The organism is Sphingomonas aurantiaca, assembly GCF_003050705.1.
In the GTDB taxonomy this organism is placed as follows: Bacteria; Pseudomonadota; Alphaproteobacteria; order Sphingomonadales; family Sphingomonadaceae; genus Sphingomonas; species Sphingomonas aurantiaca.
Genome location: NZ_QAOG01000006.1, coordinates 247,898 through 267,028, shown reverse-complemented (window position 1 = coordinate 267,028; position 19,131 = coordinate 247,898). Strand labels below are relative to the sequence as shown.

Annotated in this window: 14 protein-coding genes; 9 read left to right on the top strand and 5 right to left on the bottom strand. The window is 66.9% G+C overall.

Features of this window, described 5'->3' with window-relative positions; genetic code table 11:
- The first annotated feature begins 161 nt into the window (after positions 1-161).
- Complete coding sequence (locus C8J26_RS16835) at positions 162-1,283, top strand: DegT/DnrJ/EryC1/StrS family aminotransferase (protein ID WP_107959354.1); 1,122 nt, start codon at positions 162-164, stop codon at positions 1,281-1,283.
- Positions 1,284-1,296: 13 nt separating this feature from the next.
- Here C8J26_RS16835 and C8J26_RS16830 read toward each other — a convergent pair whose 3' ends face one another.
- Positions 1,297-2,766: a UbiA family prenyltransferase gene (locus C8J26_RS16830; RefSeq protein WP_107959353.1), complete on the bottom strand. Its 1,470-nt coding sequence runs from the start codon at positions 2,764-2,766 to the stop codon at positions 1,297-1,299.
- A complete protein-coding gene (locus C8J26_RS20565; RefSeq protein ID WP_167398875.1) occupies positions 2,763-3,155 on the bottom strand; it encodes an EamA family transporter in 393 nt (130 codons plus the stop codon). Before C8J26_RS20565 ends, C8J26_RS16830 begins: the two co-directional genes overlap by 4 nt.
- 165 nt (positions 3,156-3,320) lie before the next feature.
- On the opposite strand from C8J26_RS20565, the gene C8J26_RS16820 reads away from it, so the two are divergent.
- From C8J26_RS16820 to C8J26_RS16805, 4 genes are all read left to right on the top strand, one after another.
- Positions 3,321-4,616 carry a glycosyltransferase family 39 protein gene (locus C8J26_RS16820; protein WP_167398874.1) on the top strand — a complete coding sequence of 432 codons (1,296 nt, stop codon included), beginning with the start codon at positions 3,321-3,323 and terminating at the stop codon, positions 4,614-4,616.
- Positions 4,617-4,813: 197 nt separating this feature from the next.
- Positions 4,814-5,857, top strand: a complete 1,044-nt coding sequence (locus C8J26_RS16815; RefSeq protein ID WP_107959350.1) for a rod shape-determining protein — start codon at positions 4,814-4,816, stop codon at positions 5,855-5,857.
- Positions 5,858-5,991: 134 nt separating this feature from the next.
- Positions 5,992-8,364, top strand: a complete 2,373-nt coding sequence (locus C8J26_RS16810; RefSeq protein ID WP_107959349.1) for an FdhF/YdeP family oxidoreductase — start codon at positions 5,992-5,994, stop codon at positions 8,362-8,364.
- Entirely contained in the window at positions 8,361-9,161 is an 801-nt protein-coding gene (locus C8J26_RS16805) for a formate/nitrite transporter family protein (RefSeq protein WP_107959348.1), read from the top strand. The genes C8J26_RS16810 and C8J26_RS16805 overlap by 4 nt, the downstream gene beginning before the upstream one ends.
- Positions 9,162-9,173: 12 nt before the next feature.
- Here C8J26_RS16805 and C8J26_RS16800 read toward each other — a convergent pair whose 3' ends face one another.
- Entirely contained in the window at positions 9,174-9,647 is a 474-nt protein-coding gene (locus C8J26_RS16800; protein ID WP_107959347.1) for an Lrp/AsnC family transcriptional regulator, read from the bottom strand.
- 116 nt (positions 9,648-9,763) lie between these two features.
- Here C8J26_RS16800 and putA point away from each other — a divergent pair, with 116 nt between their 5' ends.
- Both putA and C8J26_RS16790 read left to right on the top strand, forming a co-directional pair.
- On the top strand, positions 9,764-13,375 hold the full coding sequence (gene putA, locus C8J26_RS16795) for a trifunctional transcriptional regulator/proline dehydrogenase/L-glutamate gamma-semialdehyde dehydrogenase (protein WP_107959346.1): 3,612 nt from the start codon (positions 9,764-9,766) through the stop codon (positions 13,373-13,375).
- A 63-nt stretch (positions 13,376-13,438) separates the two neighbouring features.
- A complete protein-coding gene (locus tag C8J26_RS16790) occupies positions 13,439-15,052 on the top strand; it encodes a M28 family peptidase (RefSeq protein ID WP_107959345.1) in 1,614 nt (537 codons plus the stop codon).
- Here the strand turns inward: C8J26_RS16790 and C8J26_RS16785 are convergent.
- Together C8J26_RS16785 and C8J26_RS16780 are read right to left on the bottom strand one after the other, a co-directional pair.
- On the bottom strand, positions 15,049-15,909 hold the full coding sequence (locus C8J26_RS16785) for an exonuclease domain-containing protein (protein WP_107959344.1): 861 nt from the start codon (positions 15,907-15,909) through the stop codon (positions 15,049-15,051). The two genes, C8J26_RS16790 and C8J26_RS16785, sit on opposite strands and share 4 nt — an antisense overlap.
- Before the next feature lie 55 nt (positions 15,910-15,964).
- Positions 15,965-16,225: a DksA/TraR family C4-type zinc finger protein gene (locus C8J26_RS16780; RefSeq protein WP_107959422.1), complete on the bottom strand. Its 261-nt coding sequence runs from the start codon at positions 16,223-16,225 to the stop codon at positions 15,965-15,967.
- 166 nt (positions 16,226-16,391) lie between these two features.
- Here C8J26_RS16780 and C8J26_RS16775 point away from each other — a divergent pair, with 166 nt between their 5' ends.
- Positions 16,392-17,198 carry a class I SAM-dependent methyltransferase gene (locus C8J26_RS16775; RefSeq protein WP_056415199.1) on the top strand — a complete coding sequence of 269 codons (807 nt, stop codon included), beginning with the start codon at positions 16,392-16,394 and terminating at the stop codon, positions 17,196-17,198.
- A gap of 76 nt (positions 17,199-17,274) precedes the next feature.
- On the top strand, positions 17,275-19,101 hold the full coding sequence (locus tag C8J26_RS16770; protein WP_107959343.1) for a DUF885 domain-containing protein: 1,827 nt from the start codon (positions 17,275-17,277) through the stop codon (positions 19,099-19,101).
- Positions 19,102-19,131: the final 30 nt, after the last annotated feature.

Below are 19,131 nucleotides of genomic sequence, written 5' to 3'. Positions count from 1 at the left end.
GGGAGTTACAGCCGTCGGCCGGGACCATAGCGTTCGACCTGGACAGTCATAACGGGGAAGATCAGCATGGGCGGGAAGAGCTTTGCCGGTAGCGCTTGGCGCAGTGTTTGCCTGCCGCGGTCGACGTCTTGCACCTGCCGCGATGCCGCCCTGGTGCTCGCATGACGCCGGTCTATGTGACGCAGCCCTGCATGCCACCGCTGGGTGAGTTCATCCCCTATCTGGAGACGATCTGGCGAAACAAGTGGCTCTCCAATGCCGGGCCGGTCCATGAGCAGCTGGAGGCCGAGCTGGCGCAGTATCTCGGCGTCGAGCATATCGCGCTCGTCGCCAACGGCATGATCGCGTTGACGATCGCGTTGCAGGCGCTGGAGATTGCCGGGGAGGTCATCACGACGCCCTTCTCGTTCGTTGCCACGAGCAACGCGATTCTGGCGGGCGGTCTGAAGCCGGTGTTCGCCGATGTCGATCCGATCACCTGCAACCTCGATCCCGATGCGGTCGAGGCCGCGATCACGCCGCACACCGTCGCGATCCTGCCGGTGCATTGCTTCGGCCGCCCGTGCGACACGGTGCGGCTGGCGGCGATCGCCGAGCGGCATGGGATCCCGATCCTCTACGATGCCGCCCACGCGTTCGCCGTGCGAAAGTCGGGCGTGAGCGTCCTGCGCGAGGGAACGATGTCGACGCTGAGCTTCCATGCGACCAAGGTCTTCAGCACGTGCGAGGGCGGCGCGATCGTGTGCCGCGACAAGGCGCTCAAGGATCGGGTCACGTCGCTGCGCAACTTCGGCTTTATCGACCAGGAGCGCACGGGCATGATCGGCATCAACGGCAAGATGAGCGAGGTTCACGCCGCTTTCGGGCTGTTGCAGCTCAGGCACCTGTCCGCCGCGCTCGACCGGCGCGGTGCGATCGACGACCGGTATCGCCGTGGTCTGGCGGGGATCCCCGGCCTCGCGATCGTGCCGACGGGTGACGACGTCCTTGCCAACCACGGGTATTTTCCGATCCTTGTCGAGGATGCGTACCCGCTCGACCGCGATGGACTACACCGCGTCTTGACCGCCAAGGGCATTGGCGCGCGCCGCTATTTTTATCCGTTGATCGTCGACATGCCGGCGTATCGCGGATTGCCGGCGGCGGCCGTTTCGGTGCCCAACGCGCGGCGGATCGCCGACCGCATTCTGTGCCTGCCGATCTTTCCCGACCTGACCGACGACATCGTCGACGGGATCGTGGGAACGCTGCGCGAGCTGGTCGGCGACCGCAAGGCGGCCTGACCGCGCGTGTTCGCTACATCCCGACGATCGGGATTGCGAGCTCCACCATGGCCGAGAGAGATACCACGAGGCCGCAGCAGGCGATGACGCCGCAGCTGATCCGATCCCGGATCGTGAACACGATCGGATCGTCGTGCATATGGCCCCGCCGTGCCAGCAGCCACATCCGCGCCAGCCAGTACAGCAACAGCGGGCAGACCAGCCAGAGCAGCGCCGGGGTGGCGTAGAGCCGCGCGACATAGGGCTGCGCGGCATAGAGCGAGAAGACGAGCACGCTGCAAAAGCCGCTGGCGATGCCGAGCGCTGCGATCACGGCCTCGTCCCCGACCGCATAGCCGCGTCCTCCTGCAGCTTGCAGACCACGCCGCGCGGCATCGACCAGCTCGGCGTAGCGCTTCAGCATCGCCAGGCAGATGAACAGGAACATCGAGAAGGCCAGAAGCCACATCGAGATCGTTACGCCGAGCGCGACCGCACCACCGATGACTCGCACCGTGTACAGGCCTGCAAGCGTGAACACGTCGACCAACGCCCTTCGCTTGAGCGAAAAGGAATAGGCTATCGTCGTCCCATAATAAGCCGCGAGCGTCACCGCGAAGCCGGGTGGCAGCAAGAGGCAGATCGCGGCCGCCAGGATCACCAGGGTCGGCACCAGCACGACTCCGCCGAGCAGCGGCGCTCTCCCCGATGCAAAGGGACGTTTCGATTTGCGGGGGTGCAGCCGGTCAACCGGAAGATCGACGATGTCGTTGAGCAGATAGGAACTGGAGGCGCACAGGCTGAATGCGACGAACGCGAGCGCCGCCGCGAACAGCGCGTCGGGCCTCGCTATCATATGCGCGGCGAGCAACGCGACGAAGACCAGCAGGTTCTTGAGCCATTGGTGGGGTCGCAGCGCGAGCAGCAGCGCGAACGGCTCGCGCCTGGAGTCGAAGATGCGGGCATCATGGCCGATATGGCGCCGTGCGTTGGCGCCGACTCCCATCGCTTCGCCGGCGAGCTGCCACACCGGGCGGTCGGCGCGGCTGTCGCCGACATATGCGAATCCCTGCGGGCCGAACCGCTCGGCGAGATGCTCTGCCTTTGCCAGTCCCTTGAGGTTGATCGCGGTGGTGGATGCGCAGGTGTCGTCGAATACCCCGAGGTGGTGCGCTACCGCGTCTGCCCATGGTCGCGGCGAGGCGGTGACGAGGAAAGCCTGTCCTCCGGCGGCACGGTGTTCTGCGATATAGGCAAGCAGATCGCTGCGGTACGGCAATCCTTGCGGGGCGAGTGGAAGGCGCGCCGCGAGTTCTCCCTTGAGCCGACACGGGCCTTGAACGGCCCATGCGACGAGCTGCCAGCCGGAGAGCGGATGGAGGCACAGAAAGGCGATAACGGCCTCGTACAGCAGATCGGTGCGGATCAGCGTGTTGTCGAGATCGACACAGAGCGGCAATCGCGTGTCTTCGGTGGTGCGCGGCGCGGCGACGAGGCTGGTCACGCGGTGCGGCCGGCTGCGACGAGCAGGACCCCGGACACGACCAGCAACGATCCGACAATCTGCGGCAGGTTCGGCACCTCGCCCAGCCAGAGCCACGACAGCAGCAGGACCAGTACGAAGCCGAGCGCGACGAAGGGATAGGCCAGCGACAGGTCGATTCGGCCCAGCACCAGCATCCATGCGATCGATGCCGCGGCGTATAGCAGGAACCCTGTCAGCAGCTGGGGCTCGAGGATCACCGCGCGCGAGAACGGGATCGCGCTACCGTGCTGCATCGCCGCCTGTACTGCAGGCCGCTCCATGCCGAGTTTGAGCAGGACCTGCGCGAGCGAGGTACTGCCCACGCTGAACGCGATCCCCACGAGCGTCGCGGTATCGATACTCCGCACAGTCTGTTCCCCCGCTGCGGACTTTGGGCGAGTGTAGCGGGCGGGGTTTCGGCGCGTCGATACGCGCGTTCGCGCTCCGAGATCGTCGTACGGCATACACAGGATGCCGGAGCGCGCCCGGATGAGGCATCCCGACATAAGGCAGAGTGTGGGGAGCAACCGTCGGTGGCAGATGCGCGACAGCAGATAGCCCGCGTGCTGGACGCCGCCGCGCGCCACGCTGGGTTTCCCTATGCCGTGCTTGGTGTCGGGATCATGGTGCGGCTCATCTGGGCGCTGCTCGTTCCCGTGGTGCCGGTATCCGACAGCCTGTCCTATGGTCTTTTTGCCGGCCGATTGTCGCGAGGGCTTGGATATACCTGGCTCGACGGCAGCGCGTCGGCGTTCTGGCCGGTCGGGACCTCGGCGATCTATGCGCTGCTGTACCGTCTGTTCGGGACCGGGCACGGCGTCATCGTCGGGTTCAACATCCTCCTGTTCGTGCCGATCCTGCTGCTGTCGATGCGGCTGACGGCGCGCTGGTTCGGCGCGCACGCGGCGGCGATCTCGGGCGTCTTGCTGGCGCTTTGGCCGATGCAGGTCGAATTCACCACGATCCTTGCCAGCGAACTCATCTTCACCACGCTCGTGCTGATCATCGTGTCGCTATGGGACGCGGAGAGCCTTTCGCCGCTGCGCCGCGGGATCCTGTTGGGGATCATGCTGGCCGTCGCGAGCTATGTTCGGCCGACTGCGCTGTTGCTGACCTGCGTCCTGATGGTGTCCGCCGCGGTCAGGGGGCAGGGCGCGCGGCGTCTTCCGGCCGCGGCGATCAGCGTGGTGGTTGCGGCCTTGCTCATCGCGCCCTGGGCGGTGCGCAACAGCCGGGAGTTCCATCGCCCCGTCCTCTTGTCGACGAACGGTGGCGTGACGCTGTGGATGGGCAACCATGCGAATTCCGGCGGCGGCTATGCCGAGGTGCCGGCTGAGTTTGCCGGCCTCGACGAGGCGACGCGGGATGAACGCATGGGCGGTATCGCCAAGGCGTATATCAGGGCGCACCCGGCGCAGTTCGTCTGGAATTCGCTGCGGAGGCTGCAGGATACGTTCGGGCGGGAGACGATCGGTATCGCCTGGAACGAGCCCGGGCTCGTCCGCGCGTTCGGACCGCGCGTGCTGGTGTGGCTCAAGCTGGTGTCGCAAGCCTATTGGCTGGCGGTGCTGGCGCTCGGACTCGCGGGGTTCGTGCTGCTCGTCGCGTCGCTCGGGGTGTGGCGCGCGGTGAGCCATCCTGGGGCGATCACATGGCTGTATTTCGCAGGCGTTCACGCGGTGATCGTCTCGCAGGATCGCTATCACTTTCCTGTGACGCCCTACATTGCCGGTTTTGCGGGGATGGCGGTCTGGGCGATGGTCCAACGATCGCGACACGCCGATCCGGCGTTCGAACGCACGGCGCGGCCGTCGGGTATGCGGGGATAGACCGGGTCGGCATTGGGATGAGTCGACCGTCTTGGCGGGGTTCGATCGACGGGTGCCGCTGTCCGGTCGGATAATCGTCGTTCGGATCGCCCGGTCGGACGCAGACGGATTGACGCGGATCGTGCGACCGCCGCAGCACGACGGCAGATGGCGACCGCGGCTGATCGCGCATGCCCCTGTTGCAGATTGTCAGACCGATGCGCCTTCCTCGTCTCTTCAGCCGTGCGTCCAGCGATATGGCAATCGATCTCGGCACGGTGAACACCGTCGTCTACCTGCGCGGGCAGGGCATCGTGCTCAACGAGCCGTCGGTGGTCGCGATCGAGACTCGCGACGGGGTGCAGCAGGTCCGCGCGGTCGGTGCCAAGGCCAAGCTGATGATGGGCAAGACGCCCGACGGTATCGAGACCATCCGGCCGATGCGCGACGGCGTGATCGCCGATCTCGACGTCGCCGAGCAGATGATCAAGTTCTTCATCGACAAGGCGCATGGCGGGCATAGCCGGATGCCGCGCTATCCCGAGATCGCGATCTGTATCCCCTCGGGCGCGACGCTGGTCGAACGCCGCGCGATCCGCCAGGCCGCGTCCAATGCGGGCGCGCGGAAGGTCTATCTGATCGAGGAGCCGATGGCGGCCGCGATCGGCGCGGGGTTGCCCGTGACCGAACCGGTCGGCGCGATGGTCGTCGATATCGGCGGGGGTACGACCGAAGTCGCGGTGCTGTCGCTGCGCGGGCTCGCCTACAGCACCTCGGCCCGCGTGGGCGGCGACAAGATGGACGAGGCGATTGCGTCGATGATCCGCCGCAAGCATAATCTGATGATCGGCGAGGCGACCGCCGAGCGGGTCAAGCTGGCAGTCGGTATGGCGCGCGTTCCCGAGGACGGGATCGGCGACACGATGCGGGTCAAGGGCCGCGACCTCCGCGCCGGCGTGCCCCGCGAGATCGAGGTGACACAGGCGGATATCGCGGGCTCGCTCGGCGACCTGATCGGCCAGATCGTCGAGACCGTGCTGACCGCGCTCGAGAAGACCGAGCCCGAACTGGCCGCGGACATCTGCGACCAGGGGATCGTGATGACGGGCGGGGGATCGTTGCTCGCGCGGCTGGACGAGGTGCTTTCCGACGCTACCGGGCTGCCGGTGACGGTGGCGGACAACGCGCTGACCTGCGTCGCGATCGGCGCGGGGCGGGCGATGGAAGAGCCGATCTATCAGGGTGTCATGACCGAGGTTTGAACGGGCGCGCGCGGCGCGTCACGCGAAAGGGCAGCAGCCTTGACGAATTAACTTGATCACCGACTGAAGAATTTCCGCTTTAGTCATCAGGTTGCGAGACCGTATGCGATCCCGAACGATCGAGGAGAGCGTGCATGCCCGATAAACGGCCGGACGGAATTACCGATTACACCGGACCTGCGGGTGGCTGGGGCGCGCTCAAGGCGGTCGCGGTTTCGCTCAAGGCGCAGCAGATCGTGGTGCGTGGCGGGCAGACTTTGCTCAAGTCGAACCAGCCCGACGGCTTCGATTGCCCGAGCTGCGCCTGGCCCGACCCGAAGCATACCTCGTCGTTCGAATTCTGCGAGAACGGCGCAAAGGCGGTCGCGTGGGAATCGACCGCGAAGACGATCGGCGCCGAGTTCTTTGCCAAGCACAGCGTGTCGGACATCTGGCAGCAGAGCGATCACTGGATCGAGGACCAGGGCCGGGTGACCGAGCCGCTCCGCTACAATGCCGCGACTGATCACTATGAGGTCGTGAGCTGGGCGGAGGCGATGCGCGGGATCGGGGCAGGCCTTGCCGCCGTGCCCGATCCGAACCAGGCCGAGTTCTACACCTCCGGACGCTGCTCGAACGAGGCAGCCTTCCTGTTCCAGCTGTTCGTGCGGATGTATGGCACCAACAACTTTCCCGACTGCTCGAACATGTGCCACGAGGCGACTTCGGTCGGCCTTCCGAAGTCGATCGGGATCGGTAAGGGCACCGTCAGCCTCGAGGATTTCGATCACGCCGACCTGATCCTGTCGATCGGTCACAATCCCGGCACCAACCATCCGCGGATGATGGCGACTCTGCGCGAAGTGTCGAAGCGCGGCGGCAAGATCATCGTCTTCAACCCGCTCAAGGAACGCTCGCTCGAGCGCTTCGAGTCGCCGCAGTCGGTGGTCGAGATGGCGACGATGTCGGCGACCCCGATCGCCAGCAGCTATTACCAGGTCAAGGTCGGCGGCGACGCGGCGGCGCTGAAGGGCATCGCCAAGGCGCTGGTGGCGCTCGATGAGGCCGCCAAGGTCTCGGGCGGCGAACCCGCGCTCGATCATGCCTTCATCGCCGAGCATACCGCCGGGCTCGACGAGTATATCGCCGATCTCGCGACGACCGAATGGGCCGATATCGAACGCTCGAGCGGGCTTTCGCGTAGTGATCTTGAAGAGGTGGCGCTCGCCTATTCGAAGTCGAAGTCGACGATCTGCTGCTACGGCATGGGCGTCACGCAGCATCGCACGGGCACGACCAACGTCCAGCAGATCGCCAACCTGCTCCTGTTGCGCGGCAACATGGGCAAGCCGGGGGCGGGTATCTGCCCCTTACGCGGGCACAGCAACGTGCAGGGCGACCGTACCGTCGGGATCACCGAGCGGCCGATGACGATGCTGCTCGACAACATGCGCGACGTGTTCGGGTTCGAACCGCCGCGCGAGCATGGCCATTCCGTCGTCGAGAGCATCGCGGCGATGCGCGACGGCCATGCCAAGGCGATCGTCTGCCTGGGTGGCAACCTCGCCATCGCCTCGTCCGATCCGCAGGCGTGCGCGGAGGGCTTCCGCAACCTCGACCTCGCGGTCCACATCACGACCAAGCTCAACCGCACGATGCTGTTGATGGCGAAGTCGACCTATATCCTGCCGTGCCTCGGCCGGACCGAGCTCGACATGCAGGCAACTGGCCAGCAAGCGGTGACCGTCGAGGATTCGATGTCGATGGTCCACGCCTCGCGCGGCTTCCTGATGCCGCCGGGCGAGAATGTGAAGTCGGAGATCTGGATCGTCGGCGAGATCGCCAAGACGACGTTTGCGGCCAAGGGCCATTCGCCGGTCGCGATCGACTGGGACGCGTATGTCGGCGACTACAGCCTGATCCGCGACAAGATCGAAGCGGTGTTCCCCGCCTTTGCCGATTACAATGCTCGTATCCGCAAGCCTGGGGGCTTCCATCTGCCCAACTCGGCGGCGATGCGGCAGTGGAAGACGGACAGCGGCCGGGCCAACTTCCTGGTGACAAAGGGCGTTGCGGAGGATGAGGGCGCGGGCGATCCAAACGTCATGCGATTGACGACGCTGCGCGCGCACGACCAGTATAACACCACCGTCTACAGCCTCGACGACCGCTATCGCGGCGTGTTCGGTCGTCGCGACATCCTGTTCATGAACGCGCGCGACATGGCGCGTCTGGGCTTTGAGGAAGGCGACGTCGTCGATATCGCGACCGCGCTTCAGTTCGCGCGTCCCGACCGCGTCGTGCAGAAGCTGATGATCGTCCGGTATGCGCTGCCCGATGGATGTTGCGCCTCCTATTATCCCGAGACGCAGCCGCTGATCGCGCTCGAGGATCATGATCCGCAGAGCTTTACCCCCTCGTACAAGTCCATTCCGGTGACCGTCCGTCCCGCCGCCGCCGACATGGGTTCGGATCGCGGCGTGGTGCGTGCCGGGATCGTCGGCCAGAAGAGCAAACAAGACGCATGAGCACCGGTTACACGTCGACGATCGACACCTATGCAAACCTGGCGGCCGTCAAGGCCGCCGCACTCCGCCGGTCGCCGGCGGGCTTTTTCGCCGGGGCTATCCTCGCCGGAACCTATATTGGCATCGCCATGATCCTGGCGATCAGCACCGGGTCGGGGCTCGCGCCGGGCGTGCGGCCGCTGGTGATGGGCGCGACCTTCGGGCTCGGGCTGATCCTCACGGTGTTCGCGGGTGCCGAGCTGTTCACCGGCTATGTCATGTATCTGGGCTTTGGCCTGGCGAAGCGGACGATCGGCGTCTCGGACGCGGTGAAGATGATCGTCGTCGTCTGGATCGGCAACCTGATCGGCGGGCTCATCCTGTCGGCGGTGTTCGCGGCGGGCGGTGGCGGGGCGGTATTCGCGAATGCGGACACGATGTTCCACGCCTATGTCCAGCATAAGGTGGAGGCGAGCGCGGTCGCGCTGATGGCACGTGCCATCCTGTGCAACTGGCTGGTGTGCTTGGCGATCTGGACCGCCGCCCGCATGACCGGCGACGCGGCCAAGTGCATCGCAATGGCCTGGATCCTGCTCGCCTTCGTCGCGGCCGGGTTCGAGCATTCGGTCGCGAACATGACCGCTCTCACGCTCGGCCTGCTGGTGCCCAACCCGTCGATCGATGTTGCGGGCATGGTCCGCAACCTGGCGATCGTCAGCCTTGGCAACATCATTGGCGGGCTGGTGTTCGTCGTTGGCGGCTACCTTGCCGCGGCGAAGACCGACGTCGTACCGGCGAAGGCCAACACGCGCCGCTGACGCCGCCCGCTGCTACATCGCCGCGTCGCGGATCGTCTCCATCGCAACGAAGGTGGAGGTGCTCGCGACGTGCGGCAGGCTCGATATCCGCTCGCCCAGCACTTCGCGGTAGCGGCGGATATCGGGCGTACGCACCTTGAGCAGATAATCGAAGCTGCTAGCGATCATGTGGCATTCCTCGACCTCGCGGATCGCCAGCACCGCGCGGCGGAACGCGTCGAGCGCGGCCTCGCGCGTGTCGGACAGCTTCACCTCGGTGAACGCGATGTGGTCGAGCCCGAGCATCACTGGGTCGAGCACTGCGCGGAAACCCCGAATATAGCCATCGTCGAGCAGACGTTTCAGTCGGACCTGGCACGGCGTCTTCGACAAGCCGACGCGCCGCGCGAGCTCGGCCACCGACATCCTGCCGTCGTCGCGCAACAGGTCGATGATCCGGCGGTCGAACTGGTCGATCGGGCTAGCTGGCTTGGGGTTATCGGGCATCTGACCTTTTCTATCGCTATTAATTGGCCGGTTCGTCTTCTGAAGGCGTATTGATAAGTCGGATCGACGGGCGCGTCCATGCTACGGAAGTGGCCAGATTTCTGACGAGGCCCGCCATGCCGCATCCATCTTCGCCTACCCCGTTGTTTGCCGATTTTGCCCCTCCGGTCCGCGAACAGAGCCCACTGCGCCGGGCGATCACCGCAGCCTATCGCCGCCCCGAGACCGAATGCCTGGCGCCGCTGCTCGACCAGGCGACGCTCGACGACTCGACCGCGGCCGATGTCACGCGGACCGCGACCGCGCTGATCACGGCGCTGCGCGCCAAGCGCAAGAGCGGCGGGATCGAGGGAATCGTTCAGGAATATGCGCTGTCGAGCCAGGAGGGCGTCGCGCTGATGTGCCTGGCCGAGGCAATGCTGCGGATTCCGGATGCGGCGACCAGGGATGCGTTGATCCGTGACAAGATCGCGGGTGGCGACTGGACGTCGCATCTGGCCGAGGGACGGTCGTTGTTCGTCAATGCCGCCACCTGGGGCCTCGCGCTGACGGGCAAGCTGACGGGCAGCGTCGACGACACCGGACTGGGTGCGGCGCTGACCCGGCTGGTCGCGCGCGCGGGCGAGCCCGTGATCCGCGGCGGCGTGGCGATGGCGATGCGGATGATGGGCGAGCAGTTCGTCGCCGGCCAGACGATCACCGAAGCGCTCAAGCACGCGGTGACCCCGGAAAAGCAGGGCTTCCAGTATAGCTACGACATGCTGGGCGAGGCGGCGACGACCGCGGAGGACGCGCGTCGCTATCATGCCGACTATGTCACCGCGATCCATGCGATCGGCAAGGCATCGGCGGGACGCGGGATCTATGGCGGGCCTGGAATCTCGATCAAGCTGTCGGCGCTGCATCCACGCTATGCCCGCTCGCAGGCCGACCGGGTGATGGCCGAGCTGTTGCCCGACGTGAAGACGCTCGCGCTGCTGGCCAAAAGCTATGACATTGGCCTCAACATCGATGCGGAGGAGGCGGATCGCCTCGAACTGTCGCTCGATCTGCTCGAGACGCTAGCGATGGACCCCGATCTGAGCGGCTGGAATGGGCTGGGGTTCGTGGTGCAGGCCTATGGCAAGCGCTGCCCGTTCGTGCTCGACTGGATCATCGATCTGGCGCGCCGCGCGGACCGCCGGATCATGGTCCGGCTGGTCAAGGGCGCCTATTGGGATGCGGAGATCAAGCGCGCGCAGGTCGACGGGCTGAGCGACTTCCCCGTCTATACGCGCAAGGTCCATACCGACGTCGCCTATATCGCCTGCGCGCGAATGCTGCTGGCGGCGAGCGATGCGGTGTTCCCGCAGTTCGCGACGCACAATGCGCAGACGTTGGCGACCATCCACACCGTCGCCGGGCCCGATTTCGTGATCGGCGATTATGAGTTCCAGTGCCTCTACGGCATGGGCGAGCCGCTGTACGAGGAAGTGGTCGGCGGCAACCGGCTGAATCGTCCGTGCCGGATCTATGCGCCGGTCGGGACGCATGAGACCCTGCTCGCCTATCTCGTTCGCCGGTTGCTGGAGAACGGCGCGAATTCGTCGTTCGTCAACCGGATCGCGGACCCCGCAGTGCAGGTCGCCGAGCTGGTCGCCGACCCGGTCGCGACGGTGCGCGCGATGCCGGTACCGGGGGCGCCGCATCCGGCGATCCCGCTGCCACGCGACTTGTACGGCACGCGGCGCAACTCCGACGGGCTGGATGCCAGTGACGAGGGCGTGCTGGCGGCGGTTAGCGAGACGTTCCGCGGGGTGCTGGAGCCGGTGCGGGCGGGGACCGGTGACGGGACTGCGCGCGCCGTGTGCAATCCGGCGGACCACCGCGACCAGGTGGGTACGGTGTACGAGCTGTCGGTCGAGGCCGCGCTGTCGCTGGCGCAGACGGCGACCGAGGCCGCGCCGCGATGGGCCGCGGTATCGGTGACGGAGCGCGCGGCGTGTCTCGATCGCGCGGCGGACCTGATGCAGGCGCGGATGCCGGTGTTGCTGCCGCTGATCATGCGCGAGGCGGGCAAGTCGCTCGCCAACGCGGTCGCCGAGGTGCGCGAGGCGATCGACTTCCTGCGCTATTATGCGCAGCAGGCGCGGGCGATGCCGGCGGGGCAGGCCCCTTTGGGCGTGGTGACGTGCATCAGCCCGTGGAATTTCCCGCTCGCGATCTTCGCCGGGCAGGTCGCCGCGGCGCTGGTGGTGGGCAATGCGGTGCTGGCGAAGCCCGCCGAGGAAACGCCGCTGATCGCCGCGCAAGGGATCGCGATCCTGCACGAGGCAGGCGTTCCCGAAGACGTGCTCCACCTGGTGCCGGGTGACGGCGCGATCGGCGCGGCGCTGGTCGCGGGGCCTGCGACGATGGGCGTGATGTTCACCGGATCGACCGAGGTCGCCCGGTTGATCCAGGCGGAACTGGCCAGGCGGGTGTCGCCCGCCGGTGCGCCGATCCCGCTGGTCGCGGAGACGGGCGGCCAGAACGCGATGATCGTCGATTCCTCCGCGCTGGCCGAGCAGGTCGTCGCCGACGTGGTCGCCTCCGCGTTCGACAGCGCGGGCCAGCGGTGTTCGGCGCTGCGTATCCTGTGCCTGCAGGAGGACGTCGCGGATCGGACGCTGGCGATGCTGAAGGGCGCGCTGCAGGAATTGCGGATCGGGCGTACCGATACGCTGGCGACCGATATCGGCCCGGTGATCTCCGCCGAGGCGAAGACGACGATCGAGCGGCATATCGAGCGGATGCGTGGACTCGGCCGCCCGGTCGAGCAGATCGCGCCGGCGGGGGACACGACGCACGGGACGTTCGTCTCGCCGACGATCATCGAACTCGACGATTTCGCGGATCTGGAGCGCGAAGTGTTCGGGCCGGTGCTGCACGTCGTCCGCTTCCGCCGCCCCGAGCTGGGGACGCTGATCGATCGGATCAACGCGACCGGCTATGGCCTGACGTTCGGGCTGCACACGCGGCTGGACGAGACGATCGCGTTCGTCACCGGGCGCGTCCAGGCGGGCAATCTGTACATCAACCGCAACGTCATCGGCGCGGTCGTCGGCGTCCAGCCGTTCGGTGGACGAGGGCTGTCGGGGACGGGGCCGAAGGCGGGCGGACCGCTGTATCTCGGCCGGCTGGTCACCGGCGTCGATATCGCGGTGCCCGGTTCGAGTGATCCCGCGGCGCTGGCATTTGCGTCCTGGCTCGACGCACACGGCGAGACCGTGGCGGCGCAGACCGTTTGGAATTGTGCTGCGGCATCGCCGCTGGGCGGTGTGACCGAGCTGGCGGGTCCGGTCGGCGAGACCAACGTCTATGCGATTCATCCGCGCGGCACGGTGCTGCTGCTGCCGCAAACGCGCGACGGCCTGATCACGCAGCTGGCGGCGGCGCTGTCGACCGGCAATGCCATCGTCGTCGGCGCGGCGGCGGCGTTGACGATCGACCTGCCCGAGGCGGTCGCGGAACGCGTGCGCTGGGTCGAGGATTGGGCGGCCGCTGGGCTCTATGCCGGCGCGCTGATCGAGGGCGATGCCGTGCGCGTCGCTGCGCTGAACCAGGCGATCGCCGCGCTGCCGGGGCCGATCGTGCTGACGCAGGCGGGGGCTGCCGGGTACCGGCTCGACTGGCTGGTCGAGGAAGTATCGACCTCGATCAACACGACCGCTGCGGGCGGCAATGCCAGCCTGATGGCGATGGCGTGATCGATCGGAGTTAGGTCGAAACAACGGGTTGTTCCGGCAGGGTTTTCCGTTCACCCTGCCGGCATGAATCGTATCCTGCCCTTGCTCATGCTGCTGACCGCGGCGACCGAACCCGCCGCGCCCTTGCTGTCGCCCGACCGCATCAAGGCGGATGTCCGGACGCTGAGCGCCGACGATTTCCACGGACGCGGCCCGACGCAGATCGGCGAACCGATCACGCTCGATTTCCTCAGCCGGCGGTTCGCCGACCTCAAGCTGCAGCCGCTGACCGACGGGGGGTATCGCCAGCGCGTTCCGCTGCTGCGCTGGACGCGCAATGCGGCGCAGTTCACGCTCCGGCTCGGTGCGACGTCGGTGCCGCTGCGGCCGGGCGTCGAGATCGCGGCGTCGTCGCGGATCGTGGGCGCCACCGCGCTCGACCGCGTGCCGATCGTGTTCGTCGGCTATGGCGTGGTCGAGCCGTCGCTTGGCTATGACCCGTATCGCGGCGTCGACGTGCGCGGCAAGATCGTCGTGGCGCTGGCGGGCGATCCCGATGTCGAGGCGGGACGCGATCTCGGCTTTGGCGGTCGCGTGTCGAGCCCGGCGGCGCGGACCAAGCTGGCCGAGGCGCAGAAGCGTGGCGCGGCGGGCTTCCTGACGATCCACGAGACTTTTCCCGCGAGCTATCCTTGGTTGCAGATCGCCAATGGCGACGCGGTGCCGGGCTATGCGCTGGACACGGGCACGATCCCGGCGGCGTTCGGCGTGCGCGGCAATGTGCGCAACGACATCGGCATACGCCTGCTCCGGCAGGGTGGGCTCGACTACAAGGCGGCGAAACTCGCGGCGCAACGCGCGGATTTCAAGGCGGTCGAGCTGAAGGGCGCGACGTTCGATGCGCGCGTCGATACCCGGCTCGACCATGTCGAGAGCCATAATATCGTCGGTATCCTGCCGGGTACCGATCTGGCTGCAGGCAGCATCCTGTATGGCGCGCACTGGGACGCTTATGGCGAGAACGCGTTCGATCCGCCGGCGGACCGGATCCGCAATGGTGCGATTGACAATGGGACGGGGACCGCGACGCTGCTCGAGATCGCGCGTGCGTTTGCAAAGGGGCCGCGGCCGCGGCGCTCGGTCGTGTTCGCGCTGTGGACCGCGGAGGAGAAGGGTCTCCTGGGGGCGAGCTGGTATGCGGATCATCCCGTCCTGCCGCTCGCGACGACCGCAGCGCAGTTCAATCTGGATCCGCATGTCGTGCTGGGGCGGACGCGCGATCTGGAGCTGATCGGTGTCGGCCGGACTCCGCTCGAGGCCGATCTGGCGCGCGTCGCGGGCGCGCAGGGGCTGCGGATCGTGCCCGAGGAGAATACCGAGGCGGGGTGGTATTACCGCTCGGATCACTATGCGCTGGCGCAGAAGGGCGTTCCCGGCGTGTATTTCCGTGCGGGCCGCGATCTGGTCGCGGGCGGCGCGGCGGCGGGCGAGGCGAAACGCGATGCGTTCAATGCGCGCTGCTATCACCAGACTTGCGACGAATTCGATGCGCGCTGGGACATGACCGGCGCGGCGCAGGAGGGCAGCGTTGCCTATGCGCTGGGGCGCGAGGTGGCGCAGGGCGCGGGTTGGCCCGGCTGGAACGCGGGCGAGCCGTTTGCGATCGAGCGCGCGAAGACCGACGCGGCACGCCGCTAAGCGCGCGCCGCGATCGTCCGTAACGCATCGCTGGGGAGGATTCGCAGCGGCGTGCCTTCACGGCGGAGTTCCTCCGCCTTGAGGAACGCGGCGCTGGCGCGGGTGGCGCGGCCAAAGGGTTCACGGCCGGCGACGACCAGCATCGTCGTCGAGCTGCCGACCCCGGTCATCACGCGCGCGCCGAGGCTCGCGGCGAGATGCGCCAGCTTGCCGTCGCGCGGTTCGCCGAGGATCGCGACGCGTTCGCCGCGCAGTGGTCCGTCGGCAGCGGCGCGCGGGGCGGGGCCGGCGACGCGCGGCGGGGCGAGCCAGTCGGCGAGCGACAGCCCGGTATGGTCGATTGCCTTGACGATCACCCAGCCCGCCGCGCGCGCGTCGCTGAGCGCATCGTGGTGGCGGTGCTCGATCCCGAGATAGCGCGCGAGGACGCCGAGCCGGTGGCTTTCGAGATCGGGCCAAGCGCGCTTGGCAACGCGGACGCTGTCGAGCCACGTCGTCTCGATCATCGCGCGGTCGTGGATGCGACATGCGGCCGCCAGCGCGCCCTTGTCGAAATAGGAATGCGCGACGGTGGTGCGGCCTGACAAATGGCCGTGGACGACGGCGTGAATGTCGCTGAAGCTCGGTTTGCCGACGACATGGTGCGCGGCGATGCCGTGAATCCGCGTGTTGAAGACGTTGAACTCGTCGCGCGGATCGAGCAGCGTCTCATAGTCGAAGATCTCGCGCCCGTCCTTGAAACCGACGATGCCGACCTGGCAGATGCTGCTGACGCGCGAACACGCGGTCTCGACGTCGATCACGACGAAATCGGGTGTCGTGGCCTCGGTATCGCGGTTGGTCATTTGGTCGATCATTCGCCGATCCCTGACGGGCCGGGGACGCCAAGTAAAGCGACGCGCATCCGATCGCTTACCGAAGCTGGCTGTCCTTGCTGCCGCGGCGGTTGAACAGCGCGGAGGCGGGGCGGTCGCGGCCGCTCTGGCAGGCGACGCAGGTCCGCACGCCGGGGACCGCGAGCCGGCGTCCCTCTGGAATGTCGTCGCCGCACTGCGCGCAATAGGGCTCGCTGTCGCCGGTCGGCATCCGCGCGCGAGCGGACAGCACGGCGTCCATCACCGTGTCGTCGATCTGGTCCTGCACCGCGCCGTCGCGTGTCCAACCGCCCGCCATCATTCGCATCCTTTGTTTCGCGTGCATCGATGATATGGGCAATGTTGCTGTCGTTTCCAGTCGCGGTGCGTGGACGTCGCATTGGACGGCATTTCGGGGGCATTGCGGGCTTGTCGAACGCGCCCGGCGGGGCCATCCTGCGGGCTGCAATCCCGAGAGGTCGACGATGAACCGCTACGCCCGCATCCTGCTCTGTGCCGCCCCCGTTCTAGTCCTGGGGGGGATGACAGCCGCCAGCGCGCAGCGTGTGCCTGCGCCGATCGCCGCCGCGGTGGCTGCACCGACTCGTACGCCCGCCAATGTCGCGCGCGACCGGTATCGCCATCCGGCCCAGACGTTGGCGTTCTTCGGGGTGAAGCCGACCGACACGGTGGTCGAGATCTGGCCGTCGGGCGGCTGGTATACCGAGATCCTCGCGCCGATGACCGCGCGCGGTGGAGTCTATTACGCGGCGGGGCCGTGGGAGAAGGGGCTGAACGGCGTGCGCGCGATGCAGGCGAAGACCCCGGCGGCATACGGCAAGGTTCGGCTGGCGGCGTTTCCGGCAGAAGCCGGGCAGCCGGGCGTGCCCGACGGCAGCGCCGATGTCGTGCTGACGTTCCGCAACGTCCATAATTGGCGGTTCGGCGGCGCGGATCGCGCGCGCGCCATGTTCGCGGCGATGTTCAAGATGCTCAAGCCGGGCGGCACGCTGGGCGTGGTCGAGCACCGGCTGCCCGAGGCGCGCGACATCGCGGCGGAGGAGAAGAGCGGTTATATGAAGACGAGCTCGGTCATCGGCTTTGCGACCGCGGCGGGGTTCAAGCCGGCGGGCGCGTCGGAGATCAACGCCAATCCGAAGGACAGCGCGGATTGGCCGAACGGCGTCTGGACGCTGCCGCCGAACTATGCGCTGAAGGACGTCGACCGCGCGAAATATGCCGCGATCGGCGAGAGCGACCGGATGACGCTAAAGTTCGTCAAGCCGCGATAGGGATCTGCTCAGGCGTTGCTTGCGGCGGTCGAACGCCCGGCCTAGTCCTTGCCGTAACATTCTTACGGTGGGGAATATGCCGGTGTCGATCAAACTGCTGCTTGCTGCGTGTCTAGCAACTACCGGTTCCACCGCCGCGGTCGGTCAGGCGTTGCCGCCACCCACCGCGCAGGCCGGCGACAGCGTCGAGGATACCAAGCTCAAGGCGTTGTTCTATGCGAGCGACGAGGCCAGCCTGAAGCGGAACCCGGTATCGGCGATCTTCCGCGGCGACCTGCGCTACGCCGATCATCTCGGCGCGTACCTGACCGATGCATTTACCGCGGCCGAACGCGCCGCGGCGGAGGCCGATCTCGCCGCGCTCGGACGGATCGACCGCGCGAAACTGACCGCGGTCGACCAGATCGCGTACGACGTGTTCGAGACGAATACGCGGATCACGCTGCGCGGCTATGCGCCCGACCTGCTCAAGATCCAGCGCGACCTGCCGATGGATCATTTCTCGGGCTTCCAGACCTTCTATCCCGACTTCGCGTCGGGGCAGGGCGCCGCGCCGTTCAAGACGCTGCTCGACTATGAGAACAACCTGAAGCGCAACGCAGAATATGCCGCCGTGCTCGACCGCGCGATCGGGCTGTTCCGCGAGGGCATGAAGGACGGGATCGTCCAGCCGCGGCTGGTGGTCGACAACATGATCGGCCAGTTCGACAACCTCATCAAGGAAGGCGCCGAGGGTTCGACCTTCGCCGGGCCGCTCAAGACGTTCCCCGCGAGCATTTCCGCGGCGGATCAGGCACGGTTGCGCACGGCCTATGCCACGCAGATCCGCGACGTGATTCTGCCCGCCGAACAGCGGGTGCGCGATTTCCTGGCCAACGAATATCGCGCCAAGGCTCGCGAGAGCGTTGGCGTGTCGGCGATGCCGGGCGGCGCCAAGCTCTATGCCTATCTGATCGAGCAGAACACGACGCTGCCGCTGACCGCCGACGCGGTGCACACGCTGGGCCTGTCCGAGGTCGCGCGGCTGTTGAAGGACATGCGCGTGCAAAAGGACGCGGTCGGCTTCAAGGGCGACCTGCCTGCGTTCTTCACCTATCTGCGGACCGATCCGAAGTTCGCCCCCGTCTCCGCGGAGAAACTGCGCGAGGGGTATCAGGCGATCGAGGCGCGGATCTACACGCGCATCCCCGAGCAGTTCTCGCTGGTGCCCAAGACCAAGCTCGAGATCCGCGCGGTGCCCGCGTTCAAGGAGAAGACCGAGGCGGGTGGTTCGTACCAGGGCGGTACGCCCGACGGGACGCGACCCGGTGTGTTCTACTACAACACCTATGATCTGCCGTCGCGCTACACCTGGGAGATGGAGACGTTGTTCCTGCATGAGGGCGTGCCGGGGCATCATTTCCAGATCAGCCTCGCGCAGGAAAACACCGCGCTGCCCGCGTTCATGCGGTTCGGCGGCAATACCGCCTATGTCGAAGGCTGGGCGCTGTATTCGGAGAGCCTGTGGAAGGAGCTCGGCGTCGAGACCGATCCGTATCAGCGGATGGGCGGGCTGAACGACGAGATGCTGCGCGCGATGCGGCTGGTGGTCGACAGCGGCATCCATGCGAAGGGTTGGACGCGCGACCAGGCGATCGCGTACATGCTCGCCAACTCGCCGATGGCGCGGACCGATGCGACCGCCGAGGTCGAGCGCTATATCGCGATCCCGGGACAGGCGCTGGCGTACAAGATCGGCCAACTGACGATCGCGCGGACCAAGGCAAAGGCGAAGGCGGCGCTGGGCGCGAAGTTCGATCCGCGCGGGTTCCATGCGCAGGTGCTCGATACCGGTGCGCTGCCGATGCCGGTGCTCGAAAAGAAGATCGACCGCTGGATCGCGGGTGGGGGCAAGGCCGAGTGAGCGCCGTACCGATGACGCAAGGCGATCGCG